This is a genomic window from Parahoeflea alexandrii (assembly GCF_024105735.1).
GTDB classification, from domain to species: domain Bacteria; phylum Pseudomonadota; class Alphaproteobacteria; order Rhizobiales; family Rhizobiaceae; genus Hoeflea; species Hoeflea alexandrii.
Map to the genome: position 1 here is coordinate 211,620 of NZ_JAAAML010000002.1, position 16,304 is coordinate 227,923.

The 16,304-nt window shown below is 62.4% G+C and carries 15 protein-coding genes; all 15 read right to left on the reverse strand.

The features are described from left to right. Positions 1-110: 110 nt before the first annotated feature. The 15 genes from GTW23_RS10730 to GTW23_RS10800 all read right to left on the reverse strand — a co-directional run bounded on the left by GTW23_RS10730 (position 111) and on the right by GTW23_RS10800 (position 16,215). On the reverse strand, positions 111-584 hold the full coding sequence (locus GTW23_RS10730; protein WP_252915755.1) for a DUF2867 domain-containing protein: 474 nt from the start codon (positions 582-584) through the stop codon (positions 111-113). A gap of 31 nt (positions 585-615) precedes the next feature. Further along, positions 616-2,022, reverse strand: a complete 1,407-nt coding sequence (gene lpdA / locus GTW23_RS10735; RefSeq protein ID WP_252915757.1) for a dihydrolipoyl dehydrogenase — start codon at positions 2,020-2,022, stop codon at positions 616-618. 22 nt (positions 2,023-2,044) lie between these two features. Next, on the reverse strand, positions 2,045-2,560 hold the full coding sequence (locus GTW23_RS10740) for a hypothetical protein (RefSeq protein WP_252915758.1): 516 nt from the start codon (positions 2,558-2,560) through the stop codon (positions 2,045-2,047). A gap of 11 nt (positions 2,561-2,571) precedes the next feature. Next, complete coding sequence (gene odhB, locus GTW23_RS10745; RefSeq protein WP_252915760.1) at positions 2,572-3,795, reverse strand: 2-oxoglutarate dehydrogenase complex dihydrolipoyllysine-residue succinyltransferase; 1,224 nt, start codon at positions 3,793-3,795, stop codon at positions 2,572-2,574. Positions 3,796-3,854: 59 nt separating this feature from the next. Further along, positions 3,855-6,845 carry a 2-oxoglutarate dehydrogenase E1 component gene (locus GTW23_RS10750; RefSeq protein WP_252915762.1) on the reverse strand — a complete coding sequence of 997 codons (2,991 nt, stop codon included), beginning with the start codon at positions 6,843-6,845 and terminating at the stop codon, positions 3,855-3,857. 64 nt (positions 6,846-6,909) lie between these two features. Continuing rightward, the gene (locus GTW23_RS10755) at positions 6,910-7,323 is read right to left on the reverse strand and encodes a nuclear transport factor 2 family protein (protein ID WP_252915763.1); all 414 of its coding nucleotides are present in this window, start codon (positions 7,321-7,323) and stop codon (positions 6,910-6,912) included. A gap of 28 nt (positions 7,324-7,351) precedes the next feature. Beyond that, positions 7,352-8,254 (reverse strand): succinate--CoA ligase subunit alpha, encoded by a 903-nt coding sequence (gene sucD, locus GTW23_RS10760; RefSeq protein WP_252915764.1) that lies wholly within the window; start codon positions 8,252-8,254, stop codon positions 7,352-7,354. Positions 8,255-8,258: 4 nt separating this feature from the next. Then, positions 8,259-9,455 carry an ADP-forming succinate--CoA ligase subunit beta gene (gene sucC / locus GTW23_RS10765; RefSeq protein ID WP_252915765.1) on the reverse strand — a complete coding sequence of 399 codons (1,197 nt, stop codon included), beginning with the start codon at positions 9,453-9,455 and terminating at the stop codon, positions 8,259-8,261. A 137-nt stretch (positions 9,456-9,592) separates the two neighbouring features. Further along, positions 9,593-10,555, reverse strand: a complete 963-nt coding sequence (mdh, locus tag GTW23_RS10770; protein ID WP_152011191.1) for a malate dehydrogenase — start codon at positions 10,553-10,555, stop codon at positions 9,593-9,595. A gap of 164 nt (positions 10,556-10,719) precedes the next feature. Next, a complete protein-coding gene (gene zapE / locus GTW23_RS10775) occupies positions 10,720-11,892 on the reverse strand; it encodes a cell division protein ZapE (RefSeq protein ID WP_252915766.1) in 1,173 nt (390 codons plus the stop codon). A gap of 37 nt (positions 11,893-11,929) precedes the next feature. Further along, positions 11,930-12,451, reverse strand: a complete 522-nt coding sequence (locus tag GTW23_RS10780; RefSeq protein ID WP_193217395.1) for a protease inhibitor Inh/omp19 family protein — start codon at positions 12,449-12,451, stop codon at positions 11,930-11,932. A gap of 164 nt (positions 12,452-12,615) precedes the next feature. Then, positions 12,616-13,059 carry a VOC family protein gene (locus tag GTW23_RS10785; protein ID WP_152011188.1) on the reverse strand — a complete coding sequence of 148 codons (444 nt, stop codon included), beginning with the start codon at positions 13,057-13,059 and terminating at the stop codon, positions 12,616-12,618. A 102-nt stretch (positions 13,060-13,161) separates the two neighbouring features. Next, complete coding sequence (gene msrA / locus GTW23_RS10790) at positions 13,162-13,764, reverse strand: peptide-methionine (S)-S-oxide reductase MsrA (protein WP_252915767.1); 603 nt, start codon at positions 13,762-13,764, stop codon at positions 13,162-13,164. Positions 13,765-13,999: 235 nt separating this feature from the next. Continuing rightward, on the reverse strand, positions 14,000-15,070 hold the full coding sequence (locus GTW23_RS10795) for an SDR family oxidoreductase (protein ID WP_252915768.1): 1,071 nt from the start codon (positions 15,068-15,070) through the stop codon (positions 14,000-14,002). A gap of 245 nt (positions 15,071-15,315) precedes the next feature. Continuing rightward, entirely contained in the window at positions 15,316-16,215 is a 900-nt protein-coding gene (locus GTW23_RS10800) for a LysR family transcriptional regulator (RefSeq protein WP_252915769.1), read from the reverse strand. Positions 16,216-16,304: the final 89 nt, after the last annotated feature.

The window sequence follows — 16,304 nt, forward strand, 5'->3', positions numbered from 1 at the left end:
GTTGCCTCCTCCCCCACCGTAATGGAAACGCAGAAACCGCCCGGTCCCCCACCGGGCGGTTTCACCATGGTCGTGTGGTGGATAAGCCCGGGCCTCGCTGGCCGATCGCTTCAGTCCGAAACCCGCGACAGCGTAGTCTTCACGATCAGCTTGTGAAAAGGCATGATCGCCGCAAGGTAGACGCGGCCGAGCATGTTGTGGCGCTTGACCAGCGTCATCATCCGCACCGCGGTCTGCCTGTCCGGCAGGGATTGCGTTTCCACTACGATGCGGAAATCGAGGTGCCGGTCGTCAAACCCCAGAATGCATTGCTCTGGCGTGTTGCGGATGATCGGGAAGATCCCGACCCGCGTGCCTCCCTGCGAGGCTTTGTCCGGGTCACCCTTCAGTCCGAACGGCTTGACCATGAGATTGCGCAACGCCATCAGCCCGCCAACCCATCGCGGCATCCTTTCGAACGCGCGACGCGCAGCCGCCTCAGCCAGAAGCGCCGGATCATCGCTCAGGGTCTCGAAACAGTCACCCCAGTCCGCACCCGGAAACGCCGGCTGCGGCAGGGAAACGGGAATCTCACGGGACTTCATCAAACCGGCCGCCGGGTTTCCGGTCGAGGCTCTAGATATGGATCGGTTTGAAGAAGGTCGCGAGCGCTGCTTCCTTGACCGCTTCCGACATTGTCGGGTGCGCATGGCAGGTGCGGCCGAGGTCCTCGGACGATCCGCCGAATTCCATCAGAACGGCGGCTTCATGGATCATGTCGCCGGCGCCGAAGCCGATGATGTGGACGCCCAGCACCCGGTCGGTTTCCGCATCCGCCAGCACCTTGACGAAACCGTCCGGCGTTTCCATCGCCCGCGCCCGGCCATTGGCCGAGAACGGGAACTTGCCGGACTTGTACTTGACGCCTTCGGTCTTGAGCTCTTCCTCGGTCTTGCCGACGGAGGCCACTTCCGGCTGCGTGTAGACCACGCCCGGGATCACGTCGTAATTCACGTGACCGGCCTGGCCGGCCATGATCTCGGCCAGCGCCACGCCTTCGTCCTCGGCCTTGTGCGCCAGCATCGGGCCGACGATGACGTCGCCGATGGCGTAAACGCCGGGCACATTGGTCTGGTAGTGATGATCGGTGCGCACCCGGCCGCGCTCGTCCAGCACCACGCCTGCATCCTCGAGACCAAGGCCCTCGGTGAACGGCTTGCGGCCGGTGGCGATCAGCACGATGTCGGCATCGATGATCTCGGTGTCACCGCCCTTGACGGGCTCGAGGGAAACTTTTGCGCCCTTCTCGGCTTTCTCCACTCCTGTCACCTTGGCGCCGAGCTTGAACTCCATGCCCTGCTTGGCAAGGATGCGCTGGAACTGCTTCGAAACTTCGCCGTCCATGCCGCCGAGGATCTTGTCGAGATACTCGACCACGGTCACCTTGGCGCCGAGCCGGCCCCAGACCGAGCCCATTTCCAGCCCGATGACACCGCCGCCGACGACGACGATATGTTCCGGCACCTTGTCGAGCGCGATCGCGCCCGTCGAGGACACGATCACCTTCTCGTCGATATCGACCTTCACTCCGGGAATGCCAGCGACATCGGAACCGGTCGCGATCACGATATTCTTGGCTTCGAGTTCCTGGGGCTTGCCGTCGTCGCCGGTCACCGACACCTTGCCTTCACCCAGCACCTTGCCGTGGCCGATGAAGCTGTCGATCTTGTTCTTCTTGAACAGGAAGGCGACGCCCTCGACATTCGATTTAACCGTGGCGTCCTTGTGCGCCATCATCTTCTCGAGATTGAGCTTCGGCTTGCCGATCTCGACCCCGAGGCTCTCCATGCCGTGATTGGCGTGGGCATAGACCTCAGACGCATGCAGAAGCGCCTTTGACGGAATGCAGCCGATGTTCAGGCAGGTGCCGCCGAAGGTCGCACGCTTCTCGATCACGGCGACCTTGAGGCCAAGCTGCGCCGCCTTGATGGCGCAGACATAGCCGCCAGGTCCGGAACCGATGATGATGACGTCGTAGCTCATGGTCTTGTCCTTATGATCGAATTCATTCCTGGCAGGCCTTCAGCCGAAACACATCGCCGGGAAGCGTTGTTATCCGTTCGGCCTGCCACGCTTGTGACTGCATCACCGCCGCACCGAAATCAGGCAGCAGCAACCGGTCGCCCGCCGTCCGCATGGCCTCTCGCGCCGGCAGCCAGTCCACCGCGCCCTCGACACCGATGATGTAGACCGGTCCTTCCCAGACCGTGCAGGCGGCAATCTCGGCACCGGTTGCATCGCCTTGCGGGCAGTCATGCATGATCACGCCCCAGGGCCGGTCCGGCTCGCCCGCCATCATCACCACGCCGTCCATCGTCACGCCGCCTTCGGCGAAACTCAAGCTGAACCGGTGCTGCATGCCGTCGACATCGGGCAGCGGTCCGGCAAAGGCGATCTCTGCGCCGGTCTGCGCTTCATCATAGACCGCCAGCGCCTGCGGACAGGCCGCATCGGCCGGTGATCCGCCTGCGGCCATCATCATGGCCGCAAGCGTCAGTGCTGGAAGGCGGGCCGAAGCCATCATCCTGCTCCTTAAAGGTCGAGAACCAGGCGTTCCGGATCTTCCAGGCTGTCCTTGACCCGAACCAGGAAGGTCACGGCTTCCTTGCCGTCGACAATCCGGTGGTCATAGGAAAGTGCCAGGTACATCATCGGCCGGATCACCACCTGGCCGCCGACTGCCATCGGACGCTCCTGGATCTTGTGCATGCCGAGGATGCCCGACTGCGGCGAATTCAGGATCGGCGAGGACATCAACGAACCATAGACACCGCCATTGGAGATGGTGAAGGTGCCGCCCTGCATGTCGGCCATCGACAATTCGCCATCGCGCGCAGCCCGGCCAAGACGGCCGATTTCCTTCTCGATGTCGGCAATGCCCATCTGGTCGGCATCACGCACCACCGGCACCACCAGGCCCTTGTCGGTGCCCACCGCCACGCCAACATGGCAGTAGTTCTTGTAGATGATTTCGGTGCCGTCGATCTCGGCATTGACCGCCGGGATTTCCTTGAGCGCATGGGTCACCGCCTTGGTGAAGAAGCCCATGAAGCCGAGCTTGACGCCGTGCTTCTTCTCGAACAGGTCCTTGTAGCGCGAGCGCAGGTCCATCACCGCGCTCATGTCCACCTCGTTGTAGGTGGTCAGCATGGCGGCTGTGTTCTGGGCTTCCTTCAGACGCCGGGCGATGGTCTGGCGCAGGCGGGTCATCTTCACCCGCTCCTCGCGCGGTGCATCGTCCTCCGAAGAGGCCGGACGCGCCGCTGCCGGTGCGGCAGCAGGAGCCGAGCCCTTGCCGATGGCGTCAAGCACGTCGCCCTTGAGCACCTGCCCGCGTTTTCCCGAACCCGAAACATCACCGGCATCGATCTTGTTCTCGGCCATCAGCTTCTGGGCCGACGGAGCCGCAGGCATGTCCGAACCGCCCTTGGCCGGAGCGGCAGGCGCTTCAGCCTTGGCGGCCGGTGCTTCGCTTTTCGCCTCGGTCTTGGCCTCGCTCTTGGCCGGCGCCGCACCCTCGCCCTCGGCGATCTGTGCGAGCAGCGCGTTGACTTCGACCGTCTCGCCGTCCTTGGCGAGAATTTCGCTCAGGGTTCCCGAGACCGGCGAGGGAACCTCGATCGAGACCTTGTCGGTTTCCAGTTCCACCAGCGGCTCGTCCACCTTCACGGTATCGCCCACCTTCTTGAGCCAGGTGCCGATGGTGGCTTCGCTGACGGATTCACCAAGGGTCGGGACGCGAACTTCAGTAGCCATGATATTTGTTTCCGTTCTTTTTCAGTCAGTCAGACAGTTGTTTGGCAACGCGTACGGCATCAGCCGCCCAGCGCATCCTCGAGGAAGGCTTCAAGTTGTGCAAGGTGCCGCGACATCAGGCCGGTCGCCGTCGAGGCCGAAGCCGGGCGGCCGGTGTAACGGACCCGCTGGAACTTGGCGTCGATATGCGCCAGCACCCATTCCAGATAGGGATCGATGAACGACCACGCACCCATGTTCTTGGGCTCTTCCTGGCACCAGACCATCTCGGCATTGCGGAAGCGGCTGAGCTCGTTGATCAGGGCCTTGGCCGGGAACGGGTAGAGCTGTTCGAGCCTGAGCAGGTAGATGTCGTTGACGCCGCGCTTCTCGCGCTCTTCGTACAGATCGAAATAGACCTTGCCCGAGCACATCACGACGCGGCGGATCTTGTTGTCCTTGACCAGCTTGATCGGTTCGTTCTTGAGCACTTCGGCATCATCCCACAGCAAGCGGTGGAACGACGTGTCGCCCGACATTTCCGCCAGCGTCGAGACGGCGCGCTTGTGCCGCAGCAGCGATTTCGGCGTCATCATGATGAGCGGCTTGCGGAAGTCGCGCTTCATCTGCCGCCTGAGGATGTGGAAATAATTCGACGGCGTGGTGCAGTTGGCGACCTGCATGTTGTCTTCCGCACACATCTGCAGGAAACGCTCGAGACGGGCCGAGGAGTGTTCCGGACCCTGGCCCTCGTAGCCATGCGGCAGCAGGCAGACGAGGCCGGACATGCGAAGCCACTTGCGCTCGCCCGACGAGATGAACTGGTCGAACAGCACCTGCGCGCCGTTGGCGAAATCGCCGAACTGGGCTTCCCACAGCGTCAACGCATTCGGCCGTGCCAGCGAGTAGCCATATTCGAACCCGAGAACCGCCTCTTCCGACAGCATCGAGTTGATCACTTCGTAGCGTGCCTGGTTGGGCGCCACATTGGCGAGCGGAATGTAGCGTTCCTCAGTTTCCTGGTCGTAGAGAACCGAATGCCGCTGCGAGAACGTGCCGCGCTCGACATCCTGGCCCGACAGGCGGATCTTGATGCCTTCCTGGACCAGAGAGCCGAAAGCCAGGGCTTCACCCATGGCCCAGTCGATACCCTCGCCGCTCTCGATCATCTTGGCCCGGTTGTCCATGAAGCGCTGGATGGTGCGGTGAGCCTTGAAGTCCGCGGGCACTTCCGACAGCTTCTTGCCCAGTTCACGCAATTGCTTGAGTGGCAGCCCGGTCTTGCCGCGGCGCTGCTCATCCTGGTTGTCGGCGGTGCGGAGCCCGGACCACTGGCCGTCGAGCCAGTCGGCCTTGTTCGGCTTGTAGCTCTGCCCGATGTCGAATTCGCCTTCCAGATGGGCGCGCCAATCGGCTTTCATCTTCTCCAGTTCACCCTCGGTGATCACGCCTTCCTCGATCAGCCGGCGCCCGTAGATCGTCACCACCGTCTCGTGACTGCGGATCTGCTTGTACATCTTCGGCTGGGTGAACGCAGGCTCGTCGCCCTCGTTGTGGCCGAAGCGGCGGTAGCAGAACATGTCGATGACCACCGGCTTGTGGAACTTCATCCGGAACTCGGTCGCCACCTTGGCGGCGTAGACCACGGCTTCCGGATCATCGCCATTGACGTGGAAGATCGGCGCCTCGATCATCTTTGCTACATCGGATGGGTAAGGCGACGAGCGCGAGAAGCCCGGATTGGTGGTGAACCCGATCTGGTTGTTGATGATGAAATGCACGGTGCCGGCCACCCGGTGGCCGCGCAAGCCCGACAGGCCGAGAATTTCCGCCACCACGCCCTGGCCGGCAAACGCCGCATCGCCGTGCAGCAAGAGCGGCATCACCTTGACCCGTTCTCTGAGCGGAATGATGTCGCCTTCGAATTCGGTGGCGATCATGTCCTGCTTGGCGCGCGCCTTGCCCATCACCACCGGGTTGACGATTTCCAGATGCGACGGGTTGGCGGTCAGCGACATGTGCACCTTGTTGCCGTCGAACTCGCGGTCCGAAGAAGCGCCAAGGTGGTACTTCACATCGCCCGAACCCTCGACCTCGTCAGGCTTGAACGAACCGCCCTTGAACTCGTGGAAGACCGCCCGGTGCGGCTTCGACATCACCTGGGTGAGCACGTTGAGACGGCCGCGGTGGGCCATGCCGAAGACGATTTCCTTCAGCCCCATGTTGCCGCCGCGCTTGATGATCTGCTCGAGCGCCGGAATCAGCGATTCGCCGCCATCAAGACCGAACCGCTTGGTGCCCTTGTACTTGACGTCGATGAACTGCTCGAAGCCTTCGGCCTCGATCAGCTTCTGCAGGATCGCCTTCTTGCCCATTTCGGTGAAGTCGACGCCCTTGTCCGGACCCTCGATGCGTTCCTGGATCCAGGATTTCTCTTCCGGGTTGGAAATGTGCATGAACTCGACGCCCAGCGTCGAGCAATAGGTCCGCTTGAGGATATCGAGCATCTCGCGGATGGTCGCGTATTCGAGCCCCAGCACGTGATCGATGAAGATCGGCCGGTCGTAGTCGGCCTCGGTAAAGCCGTAGGCTTCCGGCGACAGCTCGTTGTAGTCGTCGTCAGGCTGCTGGGCGAGGCCCAGCGGATCGAGATTGGCATGCAGGTGGCCGCGCATGCGGAAGGCGCGGATCATCATGATGGCGCGGACGGAATCGCGCGTCGCCTGTTCCGCCACTGCCGGATCCAGCGACTGTCCGGCCTGCTTGGCCTTGCCCTTGAGCTTGTCGGACACGGCCTTTTCGACCGCGCCCCAGTTGCCGTCAAGCGCCGAGACCAGCTCGCCATTGGCCTGCACCGGCCAGTTGGCCTGCTTCCAGGATGCGCCTGCAGCGGACTTGCGGATCTGATCCGGATCGTCCTTCAGATCGGCGAAGAAGGCGTGCCACTCGGCGGGCACGCTGCCAGGATCGTCCTGGAACCGCGCATACATGTCCTCGATGTAGTGGGCGTTGCCGCCATACAGGAACGAGGTCTGCGCCATGATGTCGTTGGCTTCGTCGTTGCGTGCCATGGATCTCACCTTGTTTCCGGGCCTTCTCCGGCCCTATCCCTAGACTGTCAGGCTTGCGCGGCACTCACGCCGCGGCAAGCTTACCCAACCCGATCCCCAGCGCCGCCGTGTCGGTGAAGACCTGGTACCGGACGATCTTGCCGTCGTGTAATGTGAACATGTTGACTGTTTCGGTGCGCACCTTGCGCCCCGTCGCCTTGACCGTCCATTCGCCCCTGAGCACCGTCACCACGGTGTCGCCGGCAACATGGACCGCAAGCGGTTCGACCGTGTCGATCACCAGGTGATCGCCCACGGTCGCCACGAAACTCTCGAAGCCGTCGAAACCGGCCCAGTCCCCGGCCCAGGGCAGAAGCCCTTCCGGCGCCGGGTAGTGCACCTCGATCTCGTCGGAAACGACGCCGCGCAGGGCCTCTCTGTCGCCCGCTTTCAGCGCGGCGTAGTAGCGGTCCAGCGTTTCGCGCACGGCGTCGCTCATTGGTCCAGCCTTTGTCTGTCCCCGGGGGTTATCCCTTGAGGACTTCAACCAGTGTCTTGCCAAGACGCGCAGGCGACGGCGAGACGCGGATGCCCGCGGCTTCCATGGCCTTGATCTTGTCTTCGGCGCCGCCCTTGCCGCCCGAGATCACCGCGCCGGCATGGCCCATGGTGCGTCCGGGAGGTGCCGTACGGCCGGCGATGAAGCCTGCCATCGGCTTCTTGCGGCCCTTCTTGGCCTGTTCGATCAGCCACTCGGCTGCATCTTCCTCGGCCGAACCACCGATTTCGCCGATCATGATGATCGATTCGGTTTCCGGATCGTCGAGATACAGATCGAGAATGTCGATGAACTCGGTGCCCTTGACCGGGTCGCCGCCGATGCCGACGGCGCTCGACTGGCCGAGACCTTCATTGGTGGTCTGGAACACAGCCTCATAGGTCAGCGTGCCCGAGCGCGACAGGATGCCCACCGAGCCCTTCTTGAAGATGTTGCCCGGCATGATGCCGATCTTGCACTCGTCCGGCGTCATCACGCCGGGGCAGTTCGGACCGATCAGCCGCGACTTCGACTTGTCGAGCACTGCCTTGGCGCGGATCATGTCGGCCACCGGAATGCCTTCGGTGATGCAGACGATCAGCTCGATCTCGGCCTCGATGGCTTCGATGATCGCGGCCGCAGCACCCGCCGGCGGCACGTAGATCACGGAAGCGTTGGCGCCGGTCGCTGACTTGCCTTCGGCAACGGAGGCGAAGATCGGCAGCTTCTCGCCGTTCGAGCCTTCCCAGGTGGATCCGCCCTTCTTCGGGTGGATACCGCCAACCATCTTGGTGCCGTGATAGGCCAGTGCCTGTTCGGTGTGGAAAGTGCCGGTCTTGCCGGTCAGGCCCTGAACCAGGACCTTGGTGTTCTTGTCGATCAGAATGGACATGGTCTCAGTTTCCCTTCACCGCGGCGACAATCTTCTGGGCAGCGTCGTCGAGATCGTCGGCGGCGATCACGTCGAGGCCGCTTTCGTTGATGATCTTCTTGCCGAGCGCCACGTTGGTGCCTTCAAGCCGCACCACCAGAGGAACCTTGAGGCCCACTTCCTTGACCGCAGCGACCACGCCCTCGGCGATCACGTCGCACTTCATAATGCCGCCGAAGATGTTGACGAGGATGCCCTTGACGGCCGGGTCGGCGGTGATGATCTTGAACGCCGCGGTGACCTTTTCCTTGGTCGCGCCGCCGCCGACATCGAGGAAGTTCGCCGGCTCCTGGCCATAGAGCTTGATGATGTCCATGGTCGCCATGGCGAGGCCTGCGCCGTTGACCATGCAGCCGATATTGCCGTCGAGCGCGACATAGGCGAGGTCATACTTCGACGCCTCGATTTCCTTCTCGTCCTCTTCGGTCAGGTCGCGCAGCGCGACGATGTCGTCGTGCCGGAACAGCGCATTGTTGTCGAACGACACCTTGGCGTCGAGCACGCGCAGGCGGCCGTTCTTCATCACGATCAGCGGGTTGATCTCGAGCAGCGCCATGTCCTTTTCGACAAACGCCTTGTAGAGAATCGGGAACAGCGTCTCGCCGTCCTTGGCCGCATCGCCGGAAAGTTCCAGCGCGCCGTTGAGCTTGGCGAGATCAGCAGCCGTCACGCCGGCTTCCGGATCGATCGCCACAGTGATGATCTTCTCGGGGGTCTTTTCGGCAACCGCCTCGATGTCCATTCCGCCTTCTGTGGAGACCACGAAGGCCACCTGGCCGACGGTGCGGTCCACCAGGATCGAGAGATAGAGTTCGCGCTCGATGTCGGCGCCGTCTTCGATGTAGAGACGGTTGACCACCTTGCCGGCGTCGCCTGTCTGCTTGGTCACCAGCGTGTTGCCGAGCATTTCCTTGGCATGCGCCTTGGCTTCATCGATCGAGAACGCCAGCCGCACGCCGCCCTTTGCGTCAGCTCCGAGTTCCTTGAACTTGCCCTTGCCGCGTCCGCCGGCATGAATCTGGCTCTTGACCACGTAGAGCGGGCCGGGCAGCGATTTTGCAGCAGCTTCCGCCTCGTCGGCCGAGAAGATGGCGACCCCTTCGGCCACCGGCGCGCCGTAACCCTTGAGAAGGGCTTTGGCCTGGTATTCATGGATGTTCATGGGAACTCCTGGATTGAGTGAACGGTCGAGAGCATCTTGACGTTTCGTTAAGCCTGATAACGCTCTAACCCGATGTTCTTACGCAAGTCTGAACGGAAAGCCGGTTTCTCGGCTTCCCGTTCGATCTGAGGACCCGATTACTTCAGATTCGGGGCGATCGCGATGCAGGCTTCGCAGAGGCCTGCGACCGATTCCACCGACTTGTCGAAAGCCTTCTGCTCGGTCTTGTTCAGCTCGATCTCGATGACGCGCTCGATGCCGCCTTCGCCGATGACGCAGGGCACACCGACATACATGTCCTTGACGCCGTACTGGCCCGACAGGTGCGCGGCGCATGGCAGAACCCGCTTCTTGTCCTTGAGGTAGCTCTCGGCCATCTCGATCGCCGATGCGGCCGGCGCGTAATAGGCCGAACCGGTCTTCAGCAGCTTGACGATCTCGGCGCCGCCGTCACGGGTGCGCTGGATGATTTCCTCGAGCTTTTCCTTTGAGGTCCAGCCCATCTTGATCAGGTCCGGCAGCGGGATGCCGGCAACCGTCGAGTAGCGCGCCAGGGGAACCATGGTGTCGCCGTGGCCGCCAAGCACGAAGGCGGTGACGTCTTCGACAGAGACATTGAATTCTTCGGCGAGGAAATGCCGGAAGCGGCCCGAGTCGAGCACGCCGGCCATGCCGACGACCTTGTTCTTCGGCAGACCCGAGAATTTCTGCAATGCCCAGACCATCGCGTCGAGCGGGTTGGTGATGCAGATGACGAATGCGTTGGGAGCATATTTCTTGATGCCCGCACCGACTTGTTCCATCACCTTGAGGTTGATGCCGAGCAGGTCGTCGCGGCTCATGCCCGGCTTGCGGGCGACGCCGGCGGTGACGATGCAGATGTCGGCGCCTTCGATGGCGGAGTAGTCATTTGCGCCGGACATGCGGGCGTTGAAGCCTTCCACCGGTCCGGACTGGGCGATGTCGAGCGCCTTGCCCTGCGGCGTGCCCTCGGCAATGTCGAACAGGACGACGTCGCCCAGTTCCTTCAGGGCGGCCAGGTGGGCGAGCGTGCCGCCGATCATTCCCGAACCAATCAAAGCAATTTTATTACGCGCCATGTCGAAACTCTCCGCAGGTCGTTGTGGTTTGGAACCTGCCTCACGCCCGGCCCCGATTTTCGCCCAATCGCATAGACCGAATGCCTCCAACTGGCAACTCAAACTTTCGATATGAGTATTTTCAATCGGTTAGGTTCTAAAACTCTTACGTAAACGTAAATATTTCAAGAGCGGCCGGACGTCGTTTCCACCTGATTTGCCAGGCTCGCCTCCAGATAGGCTTCGCTCTGCATCTCGTTGAGGCGCGATGCGGTCCGCGCAAATTCGAAGCTTTCAGTCCCGGTCTTGCCGGTATAGAGCCCGTCCGGCTCTGCCGCGGCCGAGATGAAGAGCCGGTTCTTGCGGTCATAAAGCGTGTCGATCAGGGTGATGAAGCGCTTGGCCGCATTGCGGCTGGCTTCCGCCATCACCGGCACGCGGTCGACAAACACGGTGTGATAATTCTTGGAAATCGCCGCGTAGTCGTTGGCCCCCAGCGGTGCCTCGCACAACTCCTTGAAGGAAAACCGCGCCGCCCCCGCGCCGGCATCGGGCACGCTCACGTCCCGGCCCTGAACCCGGACCGTGTCCGGCCCGGTCTGCTTGCCCGCCGTCACCCGCTTCCAGGCCATCTCCATGGCCGCGTCGCCCTCGTCCTCGTCAAGCCGGTGATAGACCGGCAACCGGGTGGTGGTTTCCATCCGGTAGTCCGTACGCGCGTCGAGATTGACGATGTCGACATTCTCCTTGAGCAAGCCGATGAACGGCACGAACAACTGCCGGTTCAGCCCGTCCCGGTAGAGATTGTCCGGCTCGACATTCGATGTCGCCACCAGCACGCAGCCGCGGCTGAACAATTGCTCGAACAGCCGCGACAGCAGCATCGCGTCGGCGATGTCGGTGACGGAGAATTCGTCAAAACACAGCACCCAGGCCTCGTCGATCAGCTGGCTTGCCACCGGCGGCACCGGATCGGTTTCCTTGGTCTCGCCGTTCTTGAGTTTCTGCCGGTGGGCATGGATGCGCGCATGCGCATCCGCCATGAAATCGAGGAAATGCGCCCGCCGCTTGCGCTTGGCCGGCACCAGCTCGAAGAACATGTCCATCAGCATGGTCTTGCCGCGGCCGACCGAGCCATGGACGTAGAGACCGCGCGGCGGCACGTTGGAACTCCGCTTGCGCCCGAACATCCAGCCCAGCGCGCTCGACTTGGTCGCAAGCCGCTTGGTCGAAACCTCCCCCAGCAGGGTGTCCAGCCGTTCGGCCAGCGCCACCTGCGCCGGATCAGCGGAAAACTCGCCACTGGCCACGCGGGCCGCATAGGCGCTCGCAACGGTGTCGTGTCTCTTCCAGCTCATGAGGCAGCATCTATCGCGTCAGGCTGCGGCCCCGATCTCAACGGGAAAGGGAAATCGGCTGACCGGTCGAGGTCGAGCCGTCATAGCGCTCATTGGCCGACTGGTAGAGACGGCCGATCTGGTTGCCGCTCGAATCGGCGAGAATGACCTGCTTGCCCTGCACGTCCCAGGCGGCGATCGCCGCCGCATTGCCCACGCACCCGCGCGAGGCGGCGCGGTATCCGCCGGTCCACTTGGTCAGCGACAGGAACACGTCACAGCTGGTGCCGCCGCTTGTGGCCGACCAGCGGCCGATCAGCGCTTCGCGGGTCAGTTCCGGCGCATTGGCTTCCGCAACCTGTGGCGACAGGGTCTGTTCCGGAGCGGTTGGCGCTGCGGGAAACTCGCCGGGCTGCGGCGTCATCGGCGGCGCAAGCTGGCCGGATTGGACACCGCCCACCGGTGCCGGCATCAGCGGCGCCGGCTGCGGCTGGGTGTTCAGACCACCGAAGGATGTCCGCTGGCATCCGCCAAGAACTGCGGCGACCGCAACTGCGACCAGCAAGGTGTGCATCTTCATAGACAAGCTCCGGTTGGGCGAGGCATCTGCTTCGCTGTTCGTCCCATTAAAGCGCATAAAATGTCCATAGCATGGAAATTGCAAGGCAAACCGGCCGCTGGAACATATTAGCTGGACGATAATCCAATGTTATTGACGCCAATACACCAGTCGAACCTTAATTGTCACCCGCGTATTTGTGTAGATGGAACCCAGACATAGCCTTCCGGATCGACGATGAAGCACTCCCGCAATCCGTGCGGCTTGTCGAGGCTGCCCGCCAGCACATGGTCGCCGCGCTCTCGCGCCCGGGCTTCCGCCTTGTCCGGATCGAGGCCATAGACCCGGATCTCGATCCCGGCGCCGCGGGTTTCGGAGCCGGCCACGATGCCCGACATCGGATGGTGCGAGTAGCTGTGATCGGCATGCAGCATGAACACCGAACCGCACAGCTCGATCGCTGCAAAATCCTCGTCGCTGTCAAGCACCATGGCGCCAAGACAATCGCGGCAGAAAGCGAGTTCGGCCGCCATGTCGCGAACCAGCAGGTTGACGCCGATGCCGCGCGGCAGCGAGCGTCCGAAATCGTCCGCCGGCATCCACGGCTCCTTGCTGCGCTTCATGGTCATTGCTTTCTCCCCGTGCAGGCATCTGCCGCTATCCGGGATGAATTGGCAAAGCACCGCGGATGTCAATGCCCGGCCTGATCGGCCGTCGGCTGCCGGATCGGGTTACTTGCCCAGGCCCAGATGCGCCTCTTCGCCCCAAAGCGCCTTGATTTCCTGGTCGCGGCCACAGGCGCGGCGGTAGTAATTGTAGCGCACCGGGCTCTTCTGATAGAAATTCTGATGATAGTCTTCCGCAGGCCAGAACTTCGCCTGCGGCTCGATTGCCGTGACCACCGGCTGGCCCAGCGCCTTCTCAGCCTCGGCGCGGGCGGCTTCGGCGAGTTCTGCCTGCTCGTCATTGAGCGTGTAGACCGCGGTCGAGTAGCTGAAACCCCGGTCGCAGAACTGGCCGCCCTCATCGGTCGGATTGATCGTCCGGAAGAAGATCTTCAGCAGTTCGGCATAGCTTACCACCGCCGGATCGTACTTGATTTCGACGGCTTCCCGGTCGCCATTGGCGACATGGGTCTTGTAGGTCGGGTTGTCGGCCTTGCCGCCGATATAGCCGGAGATGGTTTCGGACACGCCCTTGACCTGGTCGAAATCCGATTCGACGCACCAGAAACAGCCGCCTGCGAAGATCGCCGTTCCGGTCTCCTCGGCACGCGCGGGTGCGGCGGTCAGGGCCGCGGCGAACAGGGCGGATGAGAGCAGAAGTCTGAACATGGGGATCTCCTTTATTGCCGTTCAACCTAGACCCGGGGACAGCGAAGACAACTCACGCTTCCGCACAAAGCCGTGAAGCCTGAGGCACGCACAGGCAACGCCACTCACCAGATGCCGTTCACCATGCCGAAGCACGTCGATCACGGGGTCACGCCAGCAAACTGCAGGCCTGGGCGACAGGGCGCCAGAGTGTTTGCAGTACGATATCTCTGCGGGATCGTCCGGTTTGAACAGTCTAGCCCTTCTTCAACACGCCCGTATCTATCAGCTGCTGAAACATTTCCGCCGCCGCGTCGCTGACCGGATGGTACTCGATGCCGAGTTCGCGCTTCGACTTGGAATTGTCCGCCCGCCAGGGGTATCCCATATTGTCGGATATCATCTTACGCGACAGCTGCTTGCTGACCATCGGGCCGATCAGCCAGAGCAGCCACTTCGGCAGTTCGCGGGTTGGGAATGGCCATTTATCGCCAAAATGCTGCCGCAGCATCTTGCCCAGTTCAAGAAACGATACGGTTTGCGCCGAGGCGATGTGACGGCCCCTTGCATCGGCCAGAAAACCCGCCCGCAAATGCGCTTCCGCCACGTCGCGCACATCCACCATGCCAATTTCCATCGGCGGTGCGCCAGCCTTCAGGGTGCCGTCGCCGAACTGCTTGAGAATGGTGTGGGATTCCGACGTCGAGTTGCCTGAAATGGTCTTGCCAATGACCAGCGACGGATTGATCGTCACCAGCCGCCAGCGGCTTTGCGCTTCGGCAATCGCCCAGGCCGCCTTTTCCGCTTCGACCTTGGAGTAGGAATAGGGCTGCCGATCGAGCGACGAGGTGGTGTTCCAGGTTTCTTCCGTCAGCACCTTGCCAGGCGCATTTTGAACGTCCTTGTTGTCGCCATAGATCGCAGCACAGGAGCTGGTGACCACCACGCGCTGAACACTTGGGGTGCGATTGGCGGTTTCAAGCACATTGCGGGTTCCGTTCACAGCCGGATCAACCAGGTCACGCTGCGGATCATCGAAATTGCTGGTGAACGGAGACGCCGTATGGAACACCACCGCGCAGCCTTCCATGGCTGGCCCGTAGCTCCCGTCATCGAGCAGATCCGCTTCGAAAAGCTTCAATTCGCCCGGCAACTCCGCTGCCATCCTGTCAAGATGCGCGGTCTTTTCGGCATTGGAAGGCTCACGCACAGGGGCATGCACGGTGAGCCCCTCTTCAAGCAGCCGTCGCACCAGCCACCCTGCGACAAAGCCGGTGGCGCCGGTCACCATCACGGGATGGTCTGTCGGATATACGTGCTCGGTCATGGGGAGCCTTTCAAAAATTGCTCGACACGGGATCAGCCAGGCCGATCGCCTGTCTGTCCTTCATCCTCCCCAATGCACTGTGCATTACAATGGTTCCGGACAACAGCCATTGTTGGTATGTTTCGGTGTTTCGGTCTGTCGCCACTGCACAACAGCTACGTGTTCTCGCAACATTGCACATGCTGCGCCTCCAGGCCTGGGGCTGCAAAGGACGCGCAATCAACCGGCCGCATCGCGCTTCGTTTTCATCCTTCGTAAGGACGCGCCAGAGCTTCAGCCATCAGGTCGAACACCAGCCGCACCCGCCGGCTGGTGTGGACCTCACGGTGGGTCACCAGCCAGACGGGGAAGACCAGCGGCTCAAGGTCTGGCAACACCTGCACCACGCCCGGTTCCGCGTCGCCGATATCGGCGGCCATGACGCCGATGCCGAGCCCCTGCTTGACGTGGCTCCACTGCACCAGGTGGTTTTCCGAGATCAGGGGAAAATTCTTCTGTGTCAGCGTCAGCCCGAACCGGGTCATCGCCGCGATGAACTCGCCCGACCGGTTGAAGCCGATGAACTCCGCCGTCGTGAAGTCCTCGGGTGCCGATGGATTGCCGAGGCTCTCGAGATAAGAGGGCGTCGCATAGATCCGGCCATGGATGTCGCGGATCTTGCGCGCCACCAGGTTGGGCTGGGTCGGCCGGTAGTTGCGGATGGCGATATCGGCCTCGCGCCGCCTCAGGTCGCTCTCGGTATTGGTGGCGACGATCTCGACATCGATGCCCGGCGCCGCCTGCCTGAGCTGTCGGATGATCGGCGGCAGGCGGAATGCCGCGTCCGTCTCGCTGGCGCTGATCGACACCGTGCCCTCGATCGCCTGCGCCCTGCCCGAGGCCGACAGCGATATAAGCGCCGCAGCCTCGCCCATGGCGCGCACGTGATCCATCAGCTCGAGCCCGCTCGGCGTCAGCGTCAGTCCGCGCCCGACCCGCTCGAACAGCGCCACGCCGAGCTCCCGTTCCAGCGCCGTCACCTGGCGGCCGAGCGTCGGCTGCGCCATCCCCAGCGCCCGCGCGGCAGCCGACAGCGAGCCCTCCTCCGCGGTCACCAGGAATGCCCGGGCCCGGTTCCAGTCGAAATTGACAGATCTCCAATCCATGCGAAAATGCATATCATATCGGCATAACTGGTCAATTTATTCTGCGCTTGCGCATGGCTATATGCGGACCGGAAACTGGAGAACAGACC

Bases quoted from the DNA above. Each gene is read 5' to 3' on its own strand.
- zapE (WP_252915766.1), bottom strand. From the start codon at position 11,892: ATGAGCTGGAAGAGACACGACACCGTTGCGAGCGCCTATGCGGCCCGC.
- GTW23_RS10800 (WP_252915769.1), bottom strand. From the start codon at position 16,215: ATGGATTGGAGATCTGTCAATTTCGACTGGAACCGGGCCCGGGCATTC.
- lpdA (WP_252915757.1), bottom strand. From the start codon at position 2,022: ATGAGCTACGACGTCATCATCATCGGTTCCGGACCTGGCGGCTATGTC.
- sucC (WP_252915765.1), bottom strand. From the start codon at position 9,455: ATGAACATCCATGAATACCAGGCCAAAGCCCTTCTCAAGGGTTACGGC.
- msrA (WP_252915767.1), bottom strand. From the start codon at position 13,764: ATGTTCAGACTTCTGCTCTCATCCGCCCTGTTCGCCGCGGCCCTGACC.
- GTW23_RS10795 (WP_252915768.1), bottom strand. From the start codon at position 15,070: ATGACCGAGCACGTATATCCGACAGACCATCCCGTGATGGTGACCGGC.
- odhB (WP_252915760.1), bottom strand. From the start codon at position 3,795: ATGGCTACTGAAGTTCGCGTCCCGACCCTTGGTGAATCCGTCAGCGAA.
- GTW23_RS10730 (WP_252915755.1), bottom strand. From the start codon at position 584: ATGAAGTCCCGTGAGATTCCCGTTTCCCTGCCGCAGCCGGCGTTTCCG.
- mdh (WP_152011191.1), bottom strand. From the start codon at position 10,555: ATGGCGCGTAATAAAATTGCTTTGATTGGTTCGGGAATGATCGGCGGC.
- GTW23_RS10780 (WP_193217395.1), bottom strand. From the start codon at position 12,451: ATGAAGATGCACACCTTGCTGGTCGCAGTTGCGGTCGCCGCAGTTCTT.
- GTW23_RS10755 (WP_252915763.1), bottom strand. From the start codon at position 7,323: ATGAGCGACGCCGTGCGCGAAACGCTGGACCGCTACTACGCCGCGCTG.
- GTW23_RS10750 (WP_252915762.1), bottom strand. From the start codon at position 6,845: ATGGCACGCAACGACGAAGCCAACGACATCATGGCGCAGACCTCGTTC.
- sucD (WP_252915764.1), bottom strand. From the start codon at position 8,254: ATGTCCATTCTGATCGACAAGAACACCAAGGTCCTGGTTCAGGGCCTG.
- GTW23_RS10785 (WP_152011188.1), bottom strand. From the start codon at position 13,059: ATGACCATGAAGCGCAGCAAGGAGCCGTGGATGCCGGCGGACGATTTC.
- GTW23_RS10740 (WP_252915758.1), bottom strand. From the start codon at position 2,560: ATGGCTTCGGCCCGCCTTCCAGCACTGACGCTTGCGGCCATGATGATG.